General features: G+C 72.1%; 14 protein-coding genes and 1 pseudogene. 10 read left to right on the top strand and 5 right to left on the bottom strand.

Features of this window, described 5'->3' with window-relative positions:
- Positions 1 to 200 precede the first annotated feature (200 nt).
- From QCD66_RS32600 to cysN, 4 genes are all read left to right on the top strand, one after another.
- Entirely contained in the window at positions 201 to 1,622 is a 1,422-nt protein-coding gene (locus QCD66_RS32600; RefSeq protein WP_375735825.1) for a sugar transferase, read from the top strand.
- A gap of 52 nt (positions 1,623 to 1,674) precedes the next feature.
- Entirely contained in the window at positions 1,675 to 2,538 is an 864-nt protein-coding gene (locus QCD66_RS32595; protein ID WP_364211636.1) for a 3'(2'),5'-bisphosphate nucleotidase CysQ, read from the top strand.
- A 358-nt stretch (positions 2,539 to 2,896) separates the two neighbouring features.
- Positions 2,897 to 3,808 (top strand): sulfate adenylyltransferase subunit CysD, encoded by a 912-nt coding sequence (gene cysD / locus QCD66_RS32590; protein ID WP_375735819.1) that lies wholly within the window; start codon positions 2,897 to 2,899, stop codon positions 3,806 to 3,808.
- On the top strand, positions 3,808 to 5,112 hold the full coding sequence (gene cysN, locus QCD66_RS32585; protein WP_375735820.1) for a sulfate adenylyltransferase subunit CysN: 1,305 nt from the start codon (positions 3,808 to 3,810) through the stop codon (positions 5,110 to 5,112). The genes cysD and cysN overlap by 1 nt, the downstream gene beginning before the upstream one ends.
- A 53-nt stretch (positions 5,113 to 5,165) precedes the next feature.
- Here the strand turns inward: cysN and galK are convergent, their stop codons facing one another.
- Both galK and galE read right to left on the bottom strand, forming a co-directional pair.
- Positions 5,166 to 6,332, bottom strand: a complete 1,167-nt coding sequence (galK, locus tag QCD66_RS32580) for a galactokinase (protein WP_375735821.1) — start codon at positions 6,330 to 6,332, stop codon at positions 5,166 to 5,168.
- Positions 6,329 to 7,306, bottom strand: coding sequence for a UDP-glucose 4-epimerase GalE (gene galE, locus QCD66_RS32575; protein ID WP_375735822.1), 978 nt, complete (start codon positions 7,304 to 7,306; stop codon positions 6,329 to 6,331). Before galE ends, galK begins: the two co-directional genes overlap by 4 nt.
- A gap of 290 nt (positions 7,307 to 7,596) precedes the next feature.
- Between galE and QCD66_RS32570 the strand changes: the two genes are divergently transcribed.
- The 4 genes and pseudogenes from QCD66_RS32570 to QCD66_RS32555 form a co-directional block, all read left to right on the top strand.
- The gene (locus tag QCD66_RS32570; RefSeq protein ID WP_375735823.1) at positions 7,597 to 8,574 is read left to right on the top strand and encodes a hemolysin family protein; all 978 of its coding nucleotides are present in this window, start codon (positions 7,597 to 7,599) and stop codon (positions 8,572 to 8,574) included.
- 114 nt (positions 8,575 to 8,688) lie between these two features.
- Complete coding sequence (gene trpS, locus QCD66_RS32565; protein ID WP_375735824.1) at positions 8,689 to 9,714, top strand: tryptophan--tRNA ligase; 1,026 nt, start codon at positions 8,689 to 8,691, stop codon at positions 9,712 to 9,714.
- A complete protein-coding gene (locus tag QCD66_RS32560) occupies positions 9,711 to 10,247 on the top strand; it encodes a 2'-5' RNA ligase family protein (protein WP_357538899.1) in 537 nt (178 codons plus the stop codon). The genes trpS and QCD66_RS32560 overlap by 4 nt, the downstream gene beginning before the upstream one ends.
- A 202-nt stretch (positions 10,248 to 10,449) precedes the next feature.
- Positions 10,450 to 11,316, top strand: a pseudogene (locus QCD66_RS32555) (YhjD/YihY/BrkB family envelope integrity protein); the annotation flags it as partial.
- 205 nt (positions 11,317 to 11,521) lie between these two features.
- Here the strand turns inward: QCD66_RS32555 and QCD66_RS32550 are convergent.
- Complete coding sequence (locus QCD66_RS32550) at positions 11,522 to 12,118, bottom strand: type IV toxin-antitoxin system AbiEi family antitoxin domain-containing protein (protein ID WP_407566912.1); 597 nt, start codon at positions 12,116 to 12,118, stop codon at positions 11,522 to 11,524.
- Between the two features lie 139 nt (positions 12,119 to 12,257).
- Between QCD66_RS32550 and QCD66_RS32545 the strand changes: the two genes are divergently transcribed.
- Entirely contained in the window at positions 12,258 to 12,701 is a 444-nt protein-coding gene (locus tag QCD66_RS32545; RefSeq protein ID WP_364211664.1) for a hypothetical protein, read from the top strand.
- Positions 12,702 to 12,790: 89 nt separating this feature from the next.
- Here QCD66_RS32545 and QCD66_RS32540 read toward each other — a convergent pair whose 3' ends face one another.
- Complete coding sequence (locus tag QCD66_RS32540) at positions 12,791 to 14,428, bottom strand: glycoside hydrolase family 13 protein (RefSeq protein ID WP_364211667.1); 1,638 nt, start codon at positions 14,426 to 14,428, stop codon at positions 12,791 to 12,793.
- A 263-nt stretch (positions 14,429 to 14,691) separates the two neighbouring features.
- Positions 14,692 to 15,762: a LacI family DNA-binding transcriptional regulator gene (locus QCD66_RS32535; RefSeq protein ID WP_375735389.1), complete on the bottom strand. Its 1,071-nt coding sequence runs from the start codon at positions 15,760 to 15,762 to the stop codon at positions 14,692 to 14,694.
- Between the two features lie 181 nt (positions 15,763 to 15,943).
- Between QCD66_RS32535 and QCD66_RS32530 the strand changes: the two genes are divergently transcribed.
- Complete coding sequence (locus QCD66_RS32530) at positions 15,944 to 17,197, top strand: maltose ABC transporter substrate-binding protein (RefSeq protein ID WP_364211673.1); 1,254 nt, start codon at positions 15,944 to 15,946, stop codon at positions 17,195 to 17,197.
- Positions 17,198 to 17,243: the final 46 nt, after the last annotated feature.

Here is a 17,243-nt window from a genome sequence, read left to right as displayed (position 1 = left end):
AGCTGGTTCGCGACATCGAGCAGGCGTTCGATCCGGTGGACCGGTCGGGCCTCGATCTCGACGACCGGTTCGGTCTTCTCGACGACCCGCATCTTCTCGACGATCCGGGCGCGGGACGGCGGGCGCGCCGGGCCCGCGAGTCGGCCGGCGGTGCCCGTCCGGCGCGGCACGCGACGCGGCCGCCGTTCTGGTCGCGCCGGGTGCCGGGGCGTCATGCCGCGGTGCCGCGCCGGGCCGGCTGGGAGTCCCGGTACCGGTCGACGCTGCTGCTCGCCGATCTCGGCGTGGGGCTGGCGGCCGGGGCGCTGGCGTTCGTGCTGCGCTTCGGGCGGGTGACCAGTGTCGAGGACCGCGTCTATCTGTTGTTCTCGGTGCTGTTGCCGGTGGCGCTGGTGGCGGTGCTGGCGCTGGCGCGGGCGTACGAGAGCAGGTTCCTCTTCGTCGGGACCGACGAGTACCAGCGGGTGATCCGGGCGGGGCTGGGGCTGACGGCCGGGGCGGCGATCGTGTCGTACGCGTTCGACATCCCGACGGCCCGGTCGTACGTGCTGGTGGCGTTGCCGGCGGCGGCGTTCGCGGCGGTGGTCGTACGGTTCGCGCTGCGCAAGCGCCTGCACCGGGCCCGCGAGCGGGGCGAGTGCCTGCGCCGGGTGGTCGTGGTTGGGCACGAGTTGGCGATCCTGCACGTCACCCGGCAGTTGCGCCGGGAGCGGTATCACGGCATGGAGGTGGTGGGGGCCTGCCTGCCGCCGAGCCGGGCCGGCGACGTGGACCTGCCGGTCCTGGGCACGTTCGACGACGTGGCCGAGGCGGTGCGGGCGTCGGCGGCGGACACCGTGGTCGTGCTGTCCTGCCCGGAACTGGACGGGCAGGCGCTGCGCCGGTTGGCGTGGCGGCTGGAGCGCGACGAGGTGGACCTGATCGTGGCGAGCGCCTTGATCGACGTCGCGGGTGCGCGTACGACGATCCGGCCGGTGGACGGGCTGCCGATGCTGCACGTCGAGCATCCCCGGCTGGAGGGGGGCGCCCGGGTGGTCAAGGAGGTCGTGGACCGGGTCGGTGCGGCGTTTCTGCTGGTGCTGCTGGCCCCGGTGCTGCTCGCGGTGGCGGTCGCCATCCGGCGTGACTCACCCGGCCCGGTATTGTTCCGTCAGGTGCGAACTGGCCGCGACGGCAGTCCGTTCCTGATGTACAAGTTCCGCAGCATGTATCTCGACGCCGAGGCGCGGCTGGCGGAGTTGGCGCATCTCAACGAGCACGACGGGGTGCTCTTCAAGATCCGTGACGATCCGCGGGTCACGCCGGTCGGCCGGTGGTTGCGCCGGCTGTCCCTGGACGAGCTGCCGCAGTTGCTGAACGTGCTTCGGGGGCAGATGTCGCTGGTCGGCCCGCGTCCGCCGTTGCCGCAGGAGGTGGCGGCGTATCCGGACGACGTCCGGCGGCGGTTGGCGGTCAAGCCCGGAATGACCGGTCTGTGGCAGGTTTCCGGCCGATCGGACCTGTCCTGGGAGGAGGCGATCCGGTTGGATCTGCGGTACGTCGAGAACTGGTCGTTGTCCCTCGACATCGTGATTCTGATGCGTACGGTCACCGCCGTCGCCCGAACTTCCGGAGCGTACTGATGTCGGATCCACGGGTCTGCGTGGTTCGGCCGCTGCGGATGGAGGTCTGATAATGGCTACTCCTCCCGTGATCGACGGGGCGTTCGCGAGGTGGCTCGCCGAGCGGGCCGGGCAGGCCCTGCTCGACGTCCGGGCCGAGGTCGGGCACGACGATCCGGCGGCGCTGAAGGCGGCGGGCGACAAGGTCGCGCACGACCTGCTGCGTACGGAGCTGGCCCGCTGGCGGCCGGCCGACGCGGTGCTGTCGGAGGAGGACGACGGGTCGCGGCGGGCCTGGGTGGCCGGTGCCGGCGCGGGTGGCGACCCGGCGCCGGACGGCGGCGCACCGCCCGCGCGGCTGTCCGCGGAGCGGGTGTGGATCATCGACCCGCTCGACGGGACCCGGGAGTTCTCCGAGGAGGGCCGGTCGGACTGGGCGGTGCACGTGGCGCTGTGGTCTCGGCAGGGTTCCGCCTCCCACCAGTTGGTCGCCGGCGCCGTGGCCCTGCCGGCGCAGCACCGGGTGCTGGGTACGGACCAGCCGCCGGCCTACCCGCCGATGACCGTGGGGACGGCCGGTGCCGGGGGTGTCATGCCGGTCCGGCTGGCGGCGAGCCGTAGCCGGCCGCCGGCGTTCCTCACCGGCCTGGTCGAGGATGTCGGCGCGGTGCTGGTGCCGATGGGATCGGCCGGCGCGAAGATCGCCGCGGTGATCAGCGGCGAGGCCGACGCGTACGTGCACGCGGGCGGCCAGTACGAGTGGGATTCGGCCGCCCCGGTGGCTGTGGCGACGGCCACCGGCCTGCACGCTTCCCGAGTCGACGGATCTGCGCTGAAATACAACGAGCCTGATCCCAAGCTGCCCGACCTCGTGGTATGCCGCAAGGATCTTGCACCAAGGCTGCTTGCGGCGCTGCAACGGCATATCGGAGTATGATGGCTGTCTATGCCCTAGTGGCCTTGGCCGATCGGGAAGGTTGGGAATCCATGGTCGACGAACCGTCGTCGAGGACGGCCCTGTCGCTAAGGACGGCCCCGTCGGGAGGGACGGCCCCGTCGGGAGGGACGGCCCCGTCGGGAGGGACGGCCCCGTCGGGAGGGACGGCCCCGTCGGGAGGGACGGCCCCGTCGGGAGGGACGGCCCCGTCGGGAGGGACGGCCCCGTCGGGAGGGACGGCCCCGTCGGGAGGGACGGCCCCGTCGGGAGGGACGGCCCCGTCGGGAGGGACGGCCCCGTCGGGAGGGACGGCCCTGTCGCGGGCGGGCGGCCCGGCGGGCACCGGGACGGTGCCGGCATGAGCGCCACCGCCGCCTACCGGGTGTCGCACCTGGACGCGCTCGAGGCCGAGAGCATCTTCGTGATGCGCGAGGTGGTCGCCGAGCTGGAGCGGCCGGTGCTGCTCTTCTCCGGGGGCAAGGACTCGATCGTCATGCTCAAGCTGGCCGAGAAGGCGTTCGCCCCGGCCCGGATCCCGTTCCCGGTGATGCACGTCGACACCGGGCACAACTTCCCCGAGGTGCTCGACTACCGCGACCGCCGGGTCGCCGACCTCAGCCTGCAGCTGGTGGTGGCCAGCGTCCAGGAGGCGATCGACGCCGGCCTGGTCCGCGAGTCCGCCGACGGGATGCGCAACCGGATCCAGACCCCGGTCCTGCTCGCGGCGATCGAGAAATACCGGTTCGACGCGCTCTTCGGCGGCGCCCGGCGCGACGAGGAGAAGGCCCGGGCCAAGGAGCGGGTGTTCAGTTTCCGCGACGACTTCGGCCAGTGGGACCCCAAGAACCAGCGCCCCGAACTGTGGAGCCTCTACAACGGGCGGCACCACCCGGGCGAGTCGATCCGGATCTTCCCGCTGTCCAACTGGACCGAGCTGGACATCTGGCACTACATCGCGCGGGAGCGGATCCCGCTGCCGTCGATCTACTACGCGCACGACCGTGAGGTGATCGAGCGCGACGGCATGCTCTACGCCGTCAACGAGTTCATCCGGCCGCGTGGCGGCGAGACGCCATTCACCGCCCGGGTCCGCTACCGCACCGTCGGCGACGCGTCCTGCACCGCCGCCGTCCGCTCCGACGCCGACACCGTCGAACTCGTCATCGACGAGGTCGCCGCCACCCGGATCACCGAACGCGGGGCGACCCGCGGTGACGACCGGGTCAGCGAGGCCGCCATGGAAGACCGCAAGCGGGAGGGCTACTTCTGATGACGGCTCCGACGACGGAGGTGCTGACGGGCACCGCCGAGGGACGTCCCATGGACCTGCTGCGGTTCGCCACCGCGGGCAGCGTCGACGACGGCAAGTCGACCCTGATCGGCCGGCTGCTCTACGACACCAAGTCGCTCTTCACCGACCAGTTGGAGGCGGTCGAGGCGGTCAGTGCCGCCCGCGGTGACGAGTACACCAACCTGGCGCTGCTCACCGACGGCCTGCGCGCCGAACGCGAGCAGGGCATCACGATCGACGTCGCCTACCGCTACTTCGCCACCCCGCGGCGCAAGTTCATCATCGCCGACACCCCGGGGCACATCCAGTACACCCGCAACATGGTCACCGGGGCGTCGACCGCCGACCTGGCGCTGATCCTGGTCGACGCCCGCAAGGGGCTGGTCGAGCAGTCCCGCCGGCACGCGTTCCTCTGCTCGCTGCTGCGGGTGCCGCACCTGGTCCTGTGCGTCAACAAGATGGACCTGGTCGACTGGTCGCAGGAGGTCTTCGAGAAGATCGCCGACGAGTTCACCGCGTTCGCGGCGAAGCTCGACGTACCCGACCTGACGGTCATCCCGATCTCGGCGCTCAAGGGCGACAACATCGTCAGCCGGTCGGAGAACACCCCCTGGTACGAGGGCCCTTCGCTGCTGCACCACCTGGAGCACGTGCACATCGCCTCCGACCGCAACCTGGTCGACGTCCGGTTCCCGGTGCAGTACGTCATCCGGCCGCAGTCCAACACGGTGACCGACTACCGGGGCTACGCCGGCCAGGTCGCGTCCGGCGTACTGAAGCCCGGTGACGAGGTGATGGTGCTGCCGTCCGGCTTCACCAGCCGGATCGCCGCGATCGAGACCGCCGACGGCCCGGTCGAGGAGGCGTTCCCGCCGATGTCGGTGACCGTACGGCTGACCGACGAGATCGACATCTCGCGTGGCGACATGATCTGCCGGCCCAACAACGCCCCGGCGGTCGCCCAGGACGTCGAGGCGATGATCTGCTGGATGGACGAGACCCGTCCGCTGCAGGTCGGCGGCAAGTACGCCATCAAGCACACCACCCGGGCGGCCCGGGCGGTCGTCCGTGGTCTCCAGTACCGGCTCGACGTCAACTCGCTGCACCGCGACGAGTCGCCGGCCGGGCTGTCGCTCAACGAGATCGGGCGGGTCCGGCTGCGTACGACGGTGCCGCTGCTGGCCGACCCCTACCGGCGTAACCGGACGACGGGCGGCTTCATCGTCATCGACGAGACGACGAACCGTACGGTCGGCGCCGGGATGATCGTCGAGGCCAACTGACGGACCGGCGGCGGGGTCGGTCCGGTGTCCGGGCCGGCCCCGCCGCCGTATGTTCAGGGAAGTGCGGCCGCGCCGGCACTGGGTGCGGCGGAGAACCAGACCGGCGGCGTGAACCCGCGATCCGCGTACGCGGCGGTGACGGCGTCCGCGACGGCGTCGACCCGGTCCGCGTCGACCAGGGCCAGGACGCAGCCGCCGAACCCGCCTCCGGTCATCCGGGCGCCGTACGCGCCGGCGGACAGGGCCGCCTCCACGGCGGTGTCGACCTCCGGCACGGTGATCTCGAAGTCGTCGCGCATCGAGGCGTGCGAGGCGGTCATCAGCGGCCCGATCGCCGGCACGTCGCCGGCCCGCAGCAGCGCCACCGTCTCCAGCACCCGCTGGTTCTCGGTCACCACGTGCCGTACCCGGCGGCGCACCACGTCGTCGTCGAGCCGGGCGAGGGCCACGGGCAGCCCGTCGGTGGTGACGTCGCGCAGCGCCGGCACCCCGAGTGCCCGCGCCGCCGACTCGCAGGCGGCCCGGCGGGCCGCGTATTCGCCCGTCACGTGGCGGTGCGGAGCCCGGCTGTCGATCACCAGTACGGCGAGCCCGGCGCCGGCCGCGTCGAACGGGATGTGTTCGAGGGCCAGGGAGCGGCAGTCGAGGAACAGGGCGTGCCCGGCCCGGCAGCGGATCGACGCGGCCTGGTCCATGATTCCGCACGGCATGCCGGCGTAGACGTTCTCGGCCCGCTGGGCGAGCGCCGGGCGGTCGTCGACCGGCAGGTCGATCCGGCCCAGGTCGGCGAGCGCGGTGAGGACGGCCGCCTCCAGCGCGGCCGACGACGACAGGCCCGCCCCCGGCGGCACGTCGGAGACGACGGTGAGCCGGGCACCGGGCACCTGGTGCCCGGCGTCGAGCAGCGCCCAGACCACGCCGGCGACGTAGCCGCCCCAGCCGGTGACCTGGCCCGGCTTGCCGGCGTCGGTGCCGTCGAACGTGATCTGTTCGCCGGCCTGCTCCGACCACACCGTCCACAGTGGTGCGTCGACGGGAGTGGCGGCGACGACGGTGCGCTGCGGCAGCGCGAACGGCAGGACGAACCCGTCGTTGTAGTCGGTGTGCTCGCCGATCAGGTTGACCCGGCCGGGCGCCGCCCACCGGCCGGCCGGAGCCTCGCCGTACAGTCGCTCGAAGGCCGCCGCGGCACGCGCGGCGAGGAGGTTCCGCCCGGTCACGGCAACAGGTGGTCGCGGTAGAAGGTCCACGCGTCGCCGACCATCTCGGCCAGCGTCGGCTTGGCCGGCACCCAGCCCAGCTCGGCGTGGGCCCGCGCCGACGACGCGACCAGCGCGGCCGGGTCACCCTCGCGGCGGGGAGCCATCTCGACCGGCACCGGATGGCCGGTGACCTCGCGTACGACCTCGACGACCTCCCGGTTGGAGAAGCCGTTGCCGTTGCCGAGGTTGAAGATCCGGTGCTCGCCGGGTACGGCGGTGTCCAGGGCGAGCAGGTGGGCGCGGGCCAGGTCCTCGACGTGGATGTAGTCGCGTACGCAGGTGCCGTCGGCGGTCGGGTAGTCGTCGCCGAAGAGCTGCAGCTTCTCCCGGCGTCCGGCGGCGACCTGCAACGCGATCGGGATCAGGTGCGACTCCGGGTCGTGCCGTTCGCCGAGGGCGTGGCCGGGACGCAGGTAGGCACCGGCCACGTTGAAGTAGCGCAGCGACACCGCGGCCAGGTCGTAGGCGTGCGCCTCCGAGGTCAGGGCCATGTCGACGGCGAGCTTCGTCGCGCCGTACGTGTTGGTCGGGGCCTTGACCGCCGACTCGGTGATCGGCAGCTCGGTCGGGTTGCCGTAGACGGCGGCGGTGGAGGAGAAGACGAACCTGCGTACGCCGGCCGCGCGGGCGGCGTCGATCAGGGCCAGCGACCCGATCGTGTTGTTCTCCCAGTAGATCTCCGGTCGGGCCATCGACTCGCCGGCGGCGATCAGGGCGGCGAAGTGCAGGACCCCGTCGAAGCCGGCGCCGGGGGTGAGCACCCGGGCGGCGTCGTGGATGCGGGCCTCGACGAAGGTGGCCTCCGGCGCGAGCGCCTCCCGGTGCCCGGTGCGCAGGTCGTCGAGGACGACGACCTCGTGGCCGGCGTCGAGCAGGAGCCGGGTGACGACTCCGCCGATGTAGCCGGCGCCGCCGGTGACGAGCAGTTTCACGGGTGGGGCTCCTTCTGGTCGCGCCACGGTCGGCGCGCGGGTCTTCGGGGGCGGACGGTGACCGGCGCGGACCCGGTCAGGCTACGCGCCGGAGCAGGCTGCCGCCGTCCGCCGGCCAGCCGGCCTACTGTCCACCATTGTCTCCCAATAGTCAACATATTCGAACATCAGGCGAAGGTTCCACCCCACCACCGGCCCGGCTGTCTACCATGTGCGACATGCGGGAATCCGCCAGTACCGGGCCCCGACGGTCGAGACCGGCGGGGCGCCCTCCACGAGAACCCGGTCCGATGGCCCGTGGCTTCGCCCGGGTCGTCGTACGTGCCGCGGACGCGGCCACCAAGCTGGTGACGGTCCTGCTCGGCACCGGGCCGGCCGCCGGCCGGGAACGGATCAGCGAGGCCGAGCTGCGCGACCTGGTCGCCGCCAACACCGTGCTCGACCCGGTCGAACGGCGCATCATCGACGAGGTGCTGGTCGCGGGTGCCAGCCTGGTCCGCGAGGTGATGATGCCCCGCACCGAGGTGGTCTTCCTCGACGCCGGGCTCTCCCTCGCCGAGGCCGCCCGGCTGGTGCGCGCCGAGACCCACACCCGCTATCCGGTCGTCGACGGCACCCCAGACGACGTGGTCGGCTTCGTGCACCTGCGCGACGTACTGATCCGGCCCGACGGTGACCGGCGCGCCACCATCGGCGAACTGACCCGCGAGGTCAAGCGCCTGCCCGGCAGCAAGCGGGTGCTCGCCGCGCTGACCGAGATGCGCCGGGAACGGCACCACCTCGCCGTCGTCATCGACGAGTACGGCGGCACCGCCGGCATCGTCACCCTCGAAGACCTGATCGAGGAGCTGGTCGGCGAGATCCACGACGAGTACGACGGCGCGCCCGAGCCGGTGGCGGTCGGTGTCCCGCCGTCGGTCGACGGCCGGCTCAACCTCGCCGACTTCGCCGAGCGCACCGGCTTCGCCCTGCCGGTGGGGCCGTACGAGACCGTCGGCGGCTATCTGATGGCATCGCTGGGCCGGCTGCCGACCACCGGCGACGAGGTGACCGTACCCACCGGTTCGCACACCCCGGACGGTGAGCGGGGCTGGCGGTTGCGCGTACTCGAACTCGACGGGCGGCGGGTGGCCCGGGTCGGGATCTCCGCCGTGCCGCCCGCTCCCGGGCCGGGACCGGACGGGGCGCCGGTCGGTGCCGCGGCCACAGCCGTCGTGCCGGCCAGCCGGGGGGTGCCGGCGGCCGAACGGTCGGCACCGAGGGGATGACCGGGACCACGGTCCCGCCCGGACCGGGGCCGTGGGCGGGCCGGCGTCCCGCGTCTTCCGTGATCGGCGGGGGCGTCACCACACGTGCCGGGTGCGGCTGACAGAATCGACGGCATGTCCGACGTTGCCGCCCGGCCCCGGGTACTGTCCGGGATCCAGCCGACCGCCGACTCCTTCCACCTCGGAAATTACCTGGGGGCGGTCCGCAACTGGGTGGCCATGCAGGAGACCCACGACACCTTCTACTGCGTGGTCGACCTGCACGCGATCACGGCCGGCCACGACCCGGAGGTGCTGCGCCAGCGCACCCGGGTCTCCGCCGCACAACTGCTCGCCGCCGGCCTCGACCCCGACCGGTGCACGCTCTTCGTGCAGTCGCAGGTCCCCGAGCACTCGCAGCTGGCCTGGGTGCTGAGCTGCATCACCGGCTTCGGCGAGGCGAGCCGGATGACCCAGTTCAAGGACAAGTCGGCCAAGCAGGGCGCCGACCGTTCCAGCGTCGGCCTGTTCACCTATCCGATCCTCCAGGCGGCGGACATCCTGCTCTACCAGGCCGACGCGGTCCCGGTCGGTGAGGACCAGCGCCAGCACCTGGAGCTGACCCGCGACCTGGCCCACCGGTTCAACACCCGGTTCGGCAAGGCCTTCACGGTGCCGGCGCCCTACATCGTCAAGGAAACCGCGAAGATCACCGACCTGCAGGACCCGACGGCCAAGATGTCCAAGTCTGCGTCGTCGCCGGCCGGGATCATCGAGCTGCTCGACGACCCGGCCCGGTCGGCCAAGAAGATCCGGTCGGCGGTCACCGACACCGGGCGTGAGATCGTCTTCGACGCCGAGCACAAGCCGGGCATCTCCAACCTGCTCACCATCTACGCCGCACTCAGCGGCCGCACCATCGACGACCTGGTCGTCGCCTACGACGGCAAGGGCTACGGCGACCTGAAGAAGGACCTCGCCGAGGTCGTCGTGGAGTTCGTCCGGCCGATCCAGGAACGCACCCGGGCCTATCTCGACGACCCGGCGCAGCTCGACAAGATGCTGGCCATCGGGGCGGACAAGGCCGGCGCGGTCGCCTCGGTGACCCTGCGCACCACCTACGAGCGGGTGGGTTTCCTCGCCCCGGCCCGCCCCGAGTGACGGCGCACCCGGTCGAGTCGACCCAGATCGGGGTCGCCATCGACATTCCGGAGCCGTGGGGCAGCACGCTGACCGCCCGGCGGGCCGAGGCCGGCGACCCGCGGGCGGAATACGTTCCGGCACACGTGACGCTGCTCGGGCCGACCGAGATCGCCCGGTCGAGCCTGCCGGCCGTCGAGGAGCACCTCGCCGCGGTCGCCGCCACCCACCCGCCGTTCAGCCTGCACCTGCGGGGCACCGGCACCTTCCGGCCGATCACCGAGGTGGTCTTCGTCGCCGTCGCGGCCGGGATCAGCGAATGCGAGTTGATCGCCGAGGCGATCAACTCCGCCGAGGAACTGCGGCGGGAAACCCGGTTTCCCTACCACCCGCACGTGACCGTCGCGCAGGATGTCGACCCGCAGGCACTCGACGAGGTCTTCGAGGACCTTGCCTCGTTTTCCGCGCTCTTCGAGGTCGAGCACTTCACCCTCTTCTCGCACTGCGGCGAGGCCCGCTGGAAGCCGCGTCGCGACTTCCGGCTCGGCACCTGACCCGCGTCGCGACCTTCCGGCGGCGGTCGACCGGCCCCGCCGGGCGAGACGCCCCGGCTGACCGGCCCGGCCCGGAAGTCCGGCCGGGGCTCCCAGGCCATGGGGCGTCCGCCCGGGACCCTGGGGCGCGGTTCCCGATCCGGGCCGGCGTTTTCCGACCCGCTGCCGGGCAACTCGGGACCGCATGGGCAAGGATGGCGGCGTGAAAGCCGTAAGCCGGGCCTGGACGGGCGCGAACCGGCTGCTCATCGCCGGCCGCAATCGCTCCGAGGGCTTCGACCATGTCTGCCGGGCGATCGAGTTGTACGTCAACATGCTCGCCGGGCGGCTCGCGGCGGCCATCGCCTACTACGGGTTCTTCGCCGTCTTCGCCCTCGGCCTCGTCGGCTACTCGGTCTTCGGATTCGTCCTGCAACGCAGCGTCGACGTCCGGGTCGTGGTCAACGACTTCCTCCGGCAGAACCTGCCGTTCCTCGAACTCGACCAGATCGACCAGAGCAGCGGTACGGTCGGCGTAGTCGGCATCACCGTCCTGATCATCACCGGCATCGGCTGGGTCGAGGCGATCCGCTCCTCCCAACGGCTGCTCTACGGCCTCAACCAGCAGCCCGGTTACATCGGACTGCGGCAGATCGTCGATCTCGCCGTACTGGTCGGGGTGTTCCTGCTGCTCGGCCTGTCGGTGGCGGCGGTCGGCGCGGTCGAGGCACTGCTGCGCTGGCTGGTGGGCCGTTCGGTGCCGCCCGCGCTGGCCGTGTCGAGCGTGCTGCTGACCGTCGTGGTGAACATGGTCCTGGCGACCGCCCTGCTGGTGGCGGTGCCCCGGCTGCGGATGTCGCTGCGCCGGCTCGCCGCCCCGGTCCTGGTCGTCGCGGTCGGGATCACCCTGCTCAACACCGCCGGCAACGCCTGGGTCGTACGCACCGAGCGCAATCCGGCGTACACCGTGGTCGCCGGCGCCGTCGGCCTGCTGGTCTACCTGTATCTGCTCAACCAGTTGCTGCTCTTCGGCGCGTCGCTGGCGGCGACCAGTCACCACGGCCGGGTGATCGACCTGACCGAGCGGCCGCGCCGCCGGTCCCCGACCGCCGACGAACAACTCCCGCTCTTCTGATCCGACGGCGCCCGGGTCCGACGGCGCCCGGGTCCGACGGCGCCCGGGTCCGACGGCGCTCAGGTCCGGCAAGGCCGGGGCCCGGCGGGGCCCGGGGCCGGCGGGGCCACGGCACGCGGGCGGGCCGGGGCCTTGCCGTCCCGCCGGGTGACCCCGCGCTCTAGCGGTCCGGTGGGTGAGGGACGGCGGCCCGGGCAAGGCGGGCCAGCCGGGCGGCGCCGTGCCGGCCGGTGAACCGGTGGAGATAGCCGGCCAACCGGTCCGGGGTGAGCCAGCCGGCCCCGAACGCCTCGTCGAGCAGGGCCCGTGCCGCGCCGTCCGGCAGCAGCCGGAGGCAGTCGAAGACGGTGCGGGCGCGGCCGGTCAGCGGCACGCCGCCGATCCGGGTGACCTCGGCCGGCGGCAGGTCCTCGCGCAGCAGCCGGACCCCGCGCAGCGTGCGCCGGTCGGCGCGGGGCACGAGCAGGCAGGTGGACCGGTCGGGCACGGTGATCCCGTGCCGGCGGGCGGCGGACGGCCCGGCGAGCACCGCCCCGCCGAGGGCCAGCAGGCCGGCGGCGTCGCGCAGCCGCGGACCGGGCCGGACGCCGGCGGGCGCCAGCACCGGGCCGAGCAGCCGGCGCCACTGCCCGGTCCGCAGCCGGCGGCGGACCTGGAACGGGGAGAAGCCGGCCCGGTGGGCCTGGTCGCAGGTGAACAGGCCGTGCTGGGCGGCGGCCACGGCGGCGAGGCGGGCGGGCGCGGTCGTCGGGGTCATGGGAAGACTGTGTGGGAGGCCGCCGACAGTCCGGCGAGGTTGTCCACAGTGCCGGGGATGGCGCGGCCGGGCCTGTGGATAGCGGGGAGATTGTGGCGAACCCCTACGCGGACCGGCCGGAACGGTCATTATGACTCGGGTGGGGGCACTAGTGACTTTGGAGCTGCCGGACGACTCGCCGGTGCTCGACCTGCCGTGGATCATCACCATCGGGCCGCTCAGCGACGAGGACGAGTGGGAGCCGGTGGTCTGCGGGCCGTACGAGCGGCCGCACGCGATCGCCCTGGCCGAGGCGGTGGTCGCCGACGAGGAGCTGATGGCGGTGGTCGAGCCGCTGCTCGCGTTGGCCTCCGTCGACGAGATCCAGGGGGAGATCGGGGCGGCCCGGGCGGCGGCGGAGGACGAGGAGGCCGAGGCCGAGGACGCCGAGGTCTACGGCGACTACGACGAACTCGTCGACGTCGGGCTGAACCAGGAGGAGATCGAGGAGCGCCGGCTCGAGCCGGCGGAGCCGCCGACCCCGACCGAGGTACGTGCCGGCTTCGTCCGGATCGCCGAGCAGCTCATCAGCCGGGCACCCTGACCGCGTACGACGGACGGCGGTGCCCCCGGAAACCTCCGGGGGCACCGCCGCCACCATCACCCCCCACCACAAGGGGTCCGGACCAGGTCTTACCCGGCCGACGGCGGTTGGAACCATGCCGCCGCGTCGACCGGCAGATCGAACGCGCCGTCGGCGTCGGTCAGCGGCTCACTGGAGACGACCGGCGAGCCGTACCCGGTGATCTTCACCGGGGTGCCGCTGAGGTTGATCACGCAGACCAGCCCCGCCGGGCCGGCGCCGGCCCGGGCGAAGGCCAACACACCCGGCTCGGTGTCCAGCCAGGTCAACTCGCCGCCACCGAGGGCGGGATGGGTCCGCCGGATGCCGAGCGCGGTGCGGTAGAGCTCCAGCGTCGAGGCGGGGTCGCCGGTCTGCGCGGCGACGGTGAGGCCGGCCCAGTCGGTCGGCGACGGGAGCCAGCCGTCGGCACCGCCATCCGGGCCGAAGCCGTACGGCGGGACGGTGCCGCTCCAGGGCAGCGGGATCCGGCAGCCGTCGCGGCTCTCCCCGGTGCGCAGGAACGACGGATCCTGGCGTAGCTCGTCGGGCAGGTCGAGGAACTCCGGCAGGCCGAGTTCCTCACCCTGGTAGAGGTAGGCGGAGCCGGGCAGGGCCAGCATCAGCAGCGCCGCCGCCCGGGCCCGGCGCAGGCCGACCGCGCCGTCGCCGTAGCGGGTCACGTGCCGCTTCTTGTCGTGGTTGGACAGCACCCAGGTGGTCGGGGCGCCGACGATGGCCGACTCGGCCAGCGCGGTGTCGATCACCTTGCGGAACGAGTCGGCGGACCAGGTCGCTTCCAGGAAGTCGAAGTTGAACGCCTGGTGCAGTTCGTCGGGGCCGATGTAGCGGGCCAGCCGCTGTGGGCTCTCCGCCCACGCCTCGGCGACCGCCATCCGGCCACCGGCATAGCTGTCCAGGATCGGCCGCCAGGCCCGGTAGATGTCGTGCACCTCGTCCTGGTCGAAGTAGGGCAGCCGGCCCCGGCCGAGCAGTTCGACCTGGCGCTGGCCGGTGGCGGAGCTGTGCCCGACGTCGGGCAGCCCCTCCTCCTTGATCATTCCGTGCGCGACGTCGATGCGGAACCCGTCGACGCCCCGGTCGAGCCAGAACCGCAGCACGCCCTCGAACTCGGCGCGTACCTCGGGGTTGCGCCAGTCCAGGTCGGGCTGGGCCGGGTCGAAGAGGTGCAGGTACCACTGGCCGTCGGGCACCCGGGTCCAGGCCGGACCGCCGAAGATTGACTCCCAGTCGTTGGGCGGTTCGGAGCCGTCCGGGCCGCGCCCGTCGCGGAAGAGGTAGCGGCCCCGCTCCGGCGATCCGGGCGCGGCGGCGAGGGCGGCCACGAACCACGGGTGGGCGTTGGAGGTGTGGTTGGGCACGATGTCGACGATGATCCGTACGCCGAGCGCGTGCGCGTCGGCGATCATGGCGTCGAAGTCGGCGAGGGTGCCGAACATCGGGTCGACATCGCGGTAGTCGGCCACGTCGTACCCGCCGTCGATCATGGGAGACCGGTAGAACGGCGTGAGCCACAACGCGTCGACGCCGAGGTCGTGCAGGTAAGGCAGCCGGCTGCGGATGCCCTGGAGGTCGCCCGTACCGTCACCGTCCGCGTCGGCGAAGCTGCGGACGTAGACCTGGTAGACGACGGCGGACCGCCACCAGTCGTCGGTGGTGTCGGACGGCACGCCGGTGGTGGACGTCATGGCTACCTGCTTCTGGGGATCGTGGTGCGCCCGTGCGGCCGGGTTTCGGCCGTGCGGACCCCGATTGTCAATGAGTGCGCCCAGGATGCCCGGGTACGGCTGCAAGAGTCAAGCATTTCTTGCGCAAACAGTGCTGGATCTTGCGCTGTCCGGGATCGTGCCGTTGGTCGTGGTGTGACGCGGCTCTCGTCCGGACGCGCCCGTCCGACGCCCGGACGCCGGACGGCGGCGCGGGTCGCGGACGACGGTCGGGGTGGCGCCGGTCAGGCCGGTACGGCCGACGGCGGCGGTGGCGTGGCCGGCCCCGGCGCGATCGCCGTCGAGCCGCGGACGACCAGTTCCGGCCGGAAGACGTACTCCGAGTGTGGCGCGGCGTGGCCGTTGATCTCGTCGACCAGGGCCCGTACCGCCGCCACCGCCATCGAGGCCACCGGCTGCCGCAGGGTGGTCAGCGGCGGGTCGGTGAACGCGATCAGCGGCGAGTCGTCGTAGCCGACGACCGACACCTCGCCGGGCACCGAGAGGCCGCGCTGCCGGGCGGCCCGGATGGCGCCCAGGGCCATCAGGTCCGAGCCGCACACCAGGCCGGTCGCGCCCCGTTCGAGCAGGCGTGCGGCGGCGGCCTCGCCGCCCTCGACGCCGAAGAGGGTGAGCGCGGTCAGTTCGTCGAGTTCGGTGTCGGTGAGGCCGGTTAGGCGGCGCATCGCCGATCGGTATCCGCCGACCTTGCGCTGCACGGGCGAGAAGCGGTCGGGCCCGGTGATCAGGCCGATCCGGCGGTGGCCGAGAGCGACCAGGTGGGCCACGGCCAGCTCGCCGGCCATCCGGTCGTCGCACGAGACGAACGGTGCCTCGATGCCCTCCACGTATCCGTTGACCAGCACGATCGGCAGCGGACGCGCGATCAGCTTGCGGTAGCGGTCGTGGTCGGCGGAGGTGTCGGCGTGCAGGCCGGAGACGAAGACGATGCCGGAGACCTGGCGGTCGAGCAGCATCTCCACGTATTCGTCCTCGGTGACCCCGCCCGGCGTCTGGGTGCACAGCACGGGGGTGTATCCGGACTGGGCGAGTGCCGACTCGATCGTCTGCGCGAACGCCGGGAAGATCGGGTTGTCCAGCTCGGGCACGACCAGGCCCACCAGCCCGGCGCTGCGCTTGCGCAGCCGGGCCGGACGCTCGTAGCCGAGTACGTCGAGTGCGGTCAGGACCGCCTGGCGAGTTTCGGCCGAGACGCCGGGGCGGCCATTGAGGACGCGCGACACGGTGGCCTCGCTGACCTCGGCCTGCTGTGCGATATCCGCTAGACGTGCGCGCATGGCGGCACTGTAGCCCAAGCGGCAAGATCTTGCGTACAGCCCTGCAAGCTCTTCCATTGCCTGCAACGTCTTGCTAACGTCCCCGCAACACATGACTGATGCGGCGTTCGATCTTGGCGCCGGTTGAAAGACCTTACACAGAATTCGGGCTGACCATACGGCGAGCGGGCCGGTCCGCCCATGATCGACAGGAGTTCCGATGCGCATCCGTACCGCGGGTGTGGTCGCCACCGTCGCTCTCGCGATCGCGGCCGCCGGTTGTGGTGGTGGCGGAGACGAGCCCGACGCTTCCGGCTCCACGCCCCCCAGTGCCGACGGCGGCAAGCTGGTGATCTGGGCCGACGACAAGCGCTCGGCCGCGCTCAAGCCCTTCGCCGACAAGTTCGGCCAGGAGAACGGTGTCACCGTCGAGGTGCAGGCGATCTCCAAGGACCAGCAGACCACGTTCGTCACCGCGTCGCAGCAGGGTAGCGGCCCGGACGTGATGGTCGGCGCACACGACTGGATCGGCAACCTCGTCCAGAACGGCGCCATCGACCCCGTGCAGCTCACCGAGGCCCAGAAGGCCGGCTTCAACCAGGGCGCGCTGAAGGCGGTCACCTTCAACGGCCAGGTCTACGCCGTCCCGTACGCGACCGAGAACCTGGCCCTGATCCGCAACACCGAGCTGGCACCCGAGGCCCCGAAGACCGTCGAGGACCTGGTCACCACCGGCAAGCGGCTCCAGGCCGAGAAGAAGGCGTCCGAGATCCTGTGCCTCCAGGTGGGCCAGAACGGCGACGCCTACCACCTCTACCCGTTCTACACCTCGGCCGGCGGAACGCTCTTCGGCACCAACGCCGCCGGCGACTACGACCCGAAGCAACTCGGCGTGGGCACGCCCGAGTCGATCGCCGCCTTCGAGAAGATCGCGAAGCTCGGCGAGAAGGGCGACGGCGCGCTGAAGCGGTCCATCACCGCGGAGAACTCGATCGCCACCTTCACCGGCAAGAAGTGCGCCTTCCTGGTTGCCGGACCGTGGGCGATCACCGACGCCAAGACCGCCAACATCAAGTACGACATCAGCCCGGTCCCCGGCTTCGCCGGCGCCAAGGAGCCGACGCCGTTCCTCGGTGTCCAGGCGTTCTACGTCGCCGCCAAGGGCAAGAACAAGGCGCTGGCCCAGGAGTTCGTGACCAACTACCTGACCACGCCCGAACTCGCCGTGGCGCTCTACCAGGCCGAGCCGCGTCCGCCGGCGCTGACCGCCGCCTTCGACCAGGTCAAGGCCAGCGACCCGGACCTGGCGAAGTTCCTGGAAGCCGGTGCCAACGCCGTACCGCTGCCGGCGATCCCGGAGATGGCGGCCATCTGGGACCCGTTCGGCAAGGCCGAATCCGCGATCGTCGGCGGTGCCGACGTCACCCAGACGATCACCGCCGCCGGCAAGACGATCTCCGAGCAGATCAAGTAGGTACCGTGACCGAGCGGAGCGAGGGAGCCGTCAGGCTCAGCCTCAT

Source organism: Polymorphospora sp. A560, from assembly GCF_045781765.1.
GTDB classification, from domain to species: Bacteria; Actinomycetota; Actinomycetes; order Mycobacteriales; family Micromonosporaceae; genus Polymorphospora; species Polymorphospora lycopeni.
This window is presented reverse-complemented; position numbering and strand designations above follow the sequence as displayed.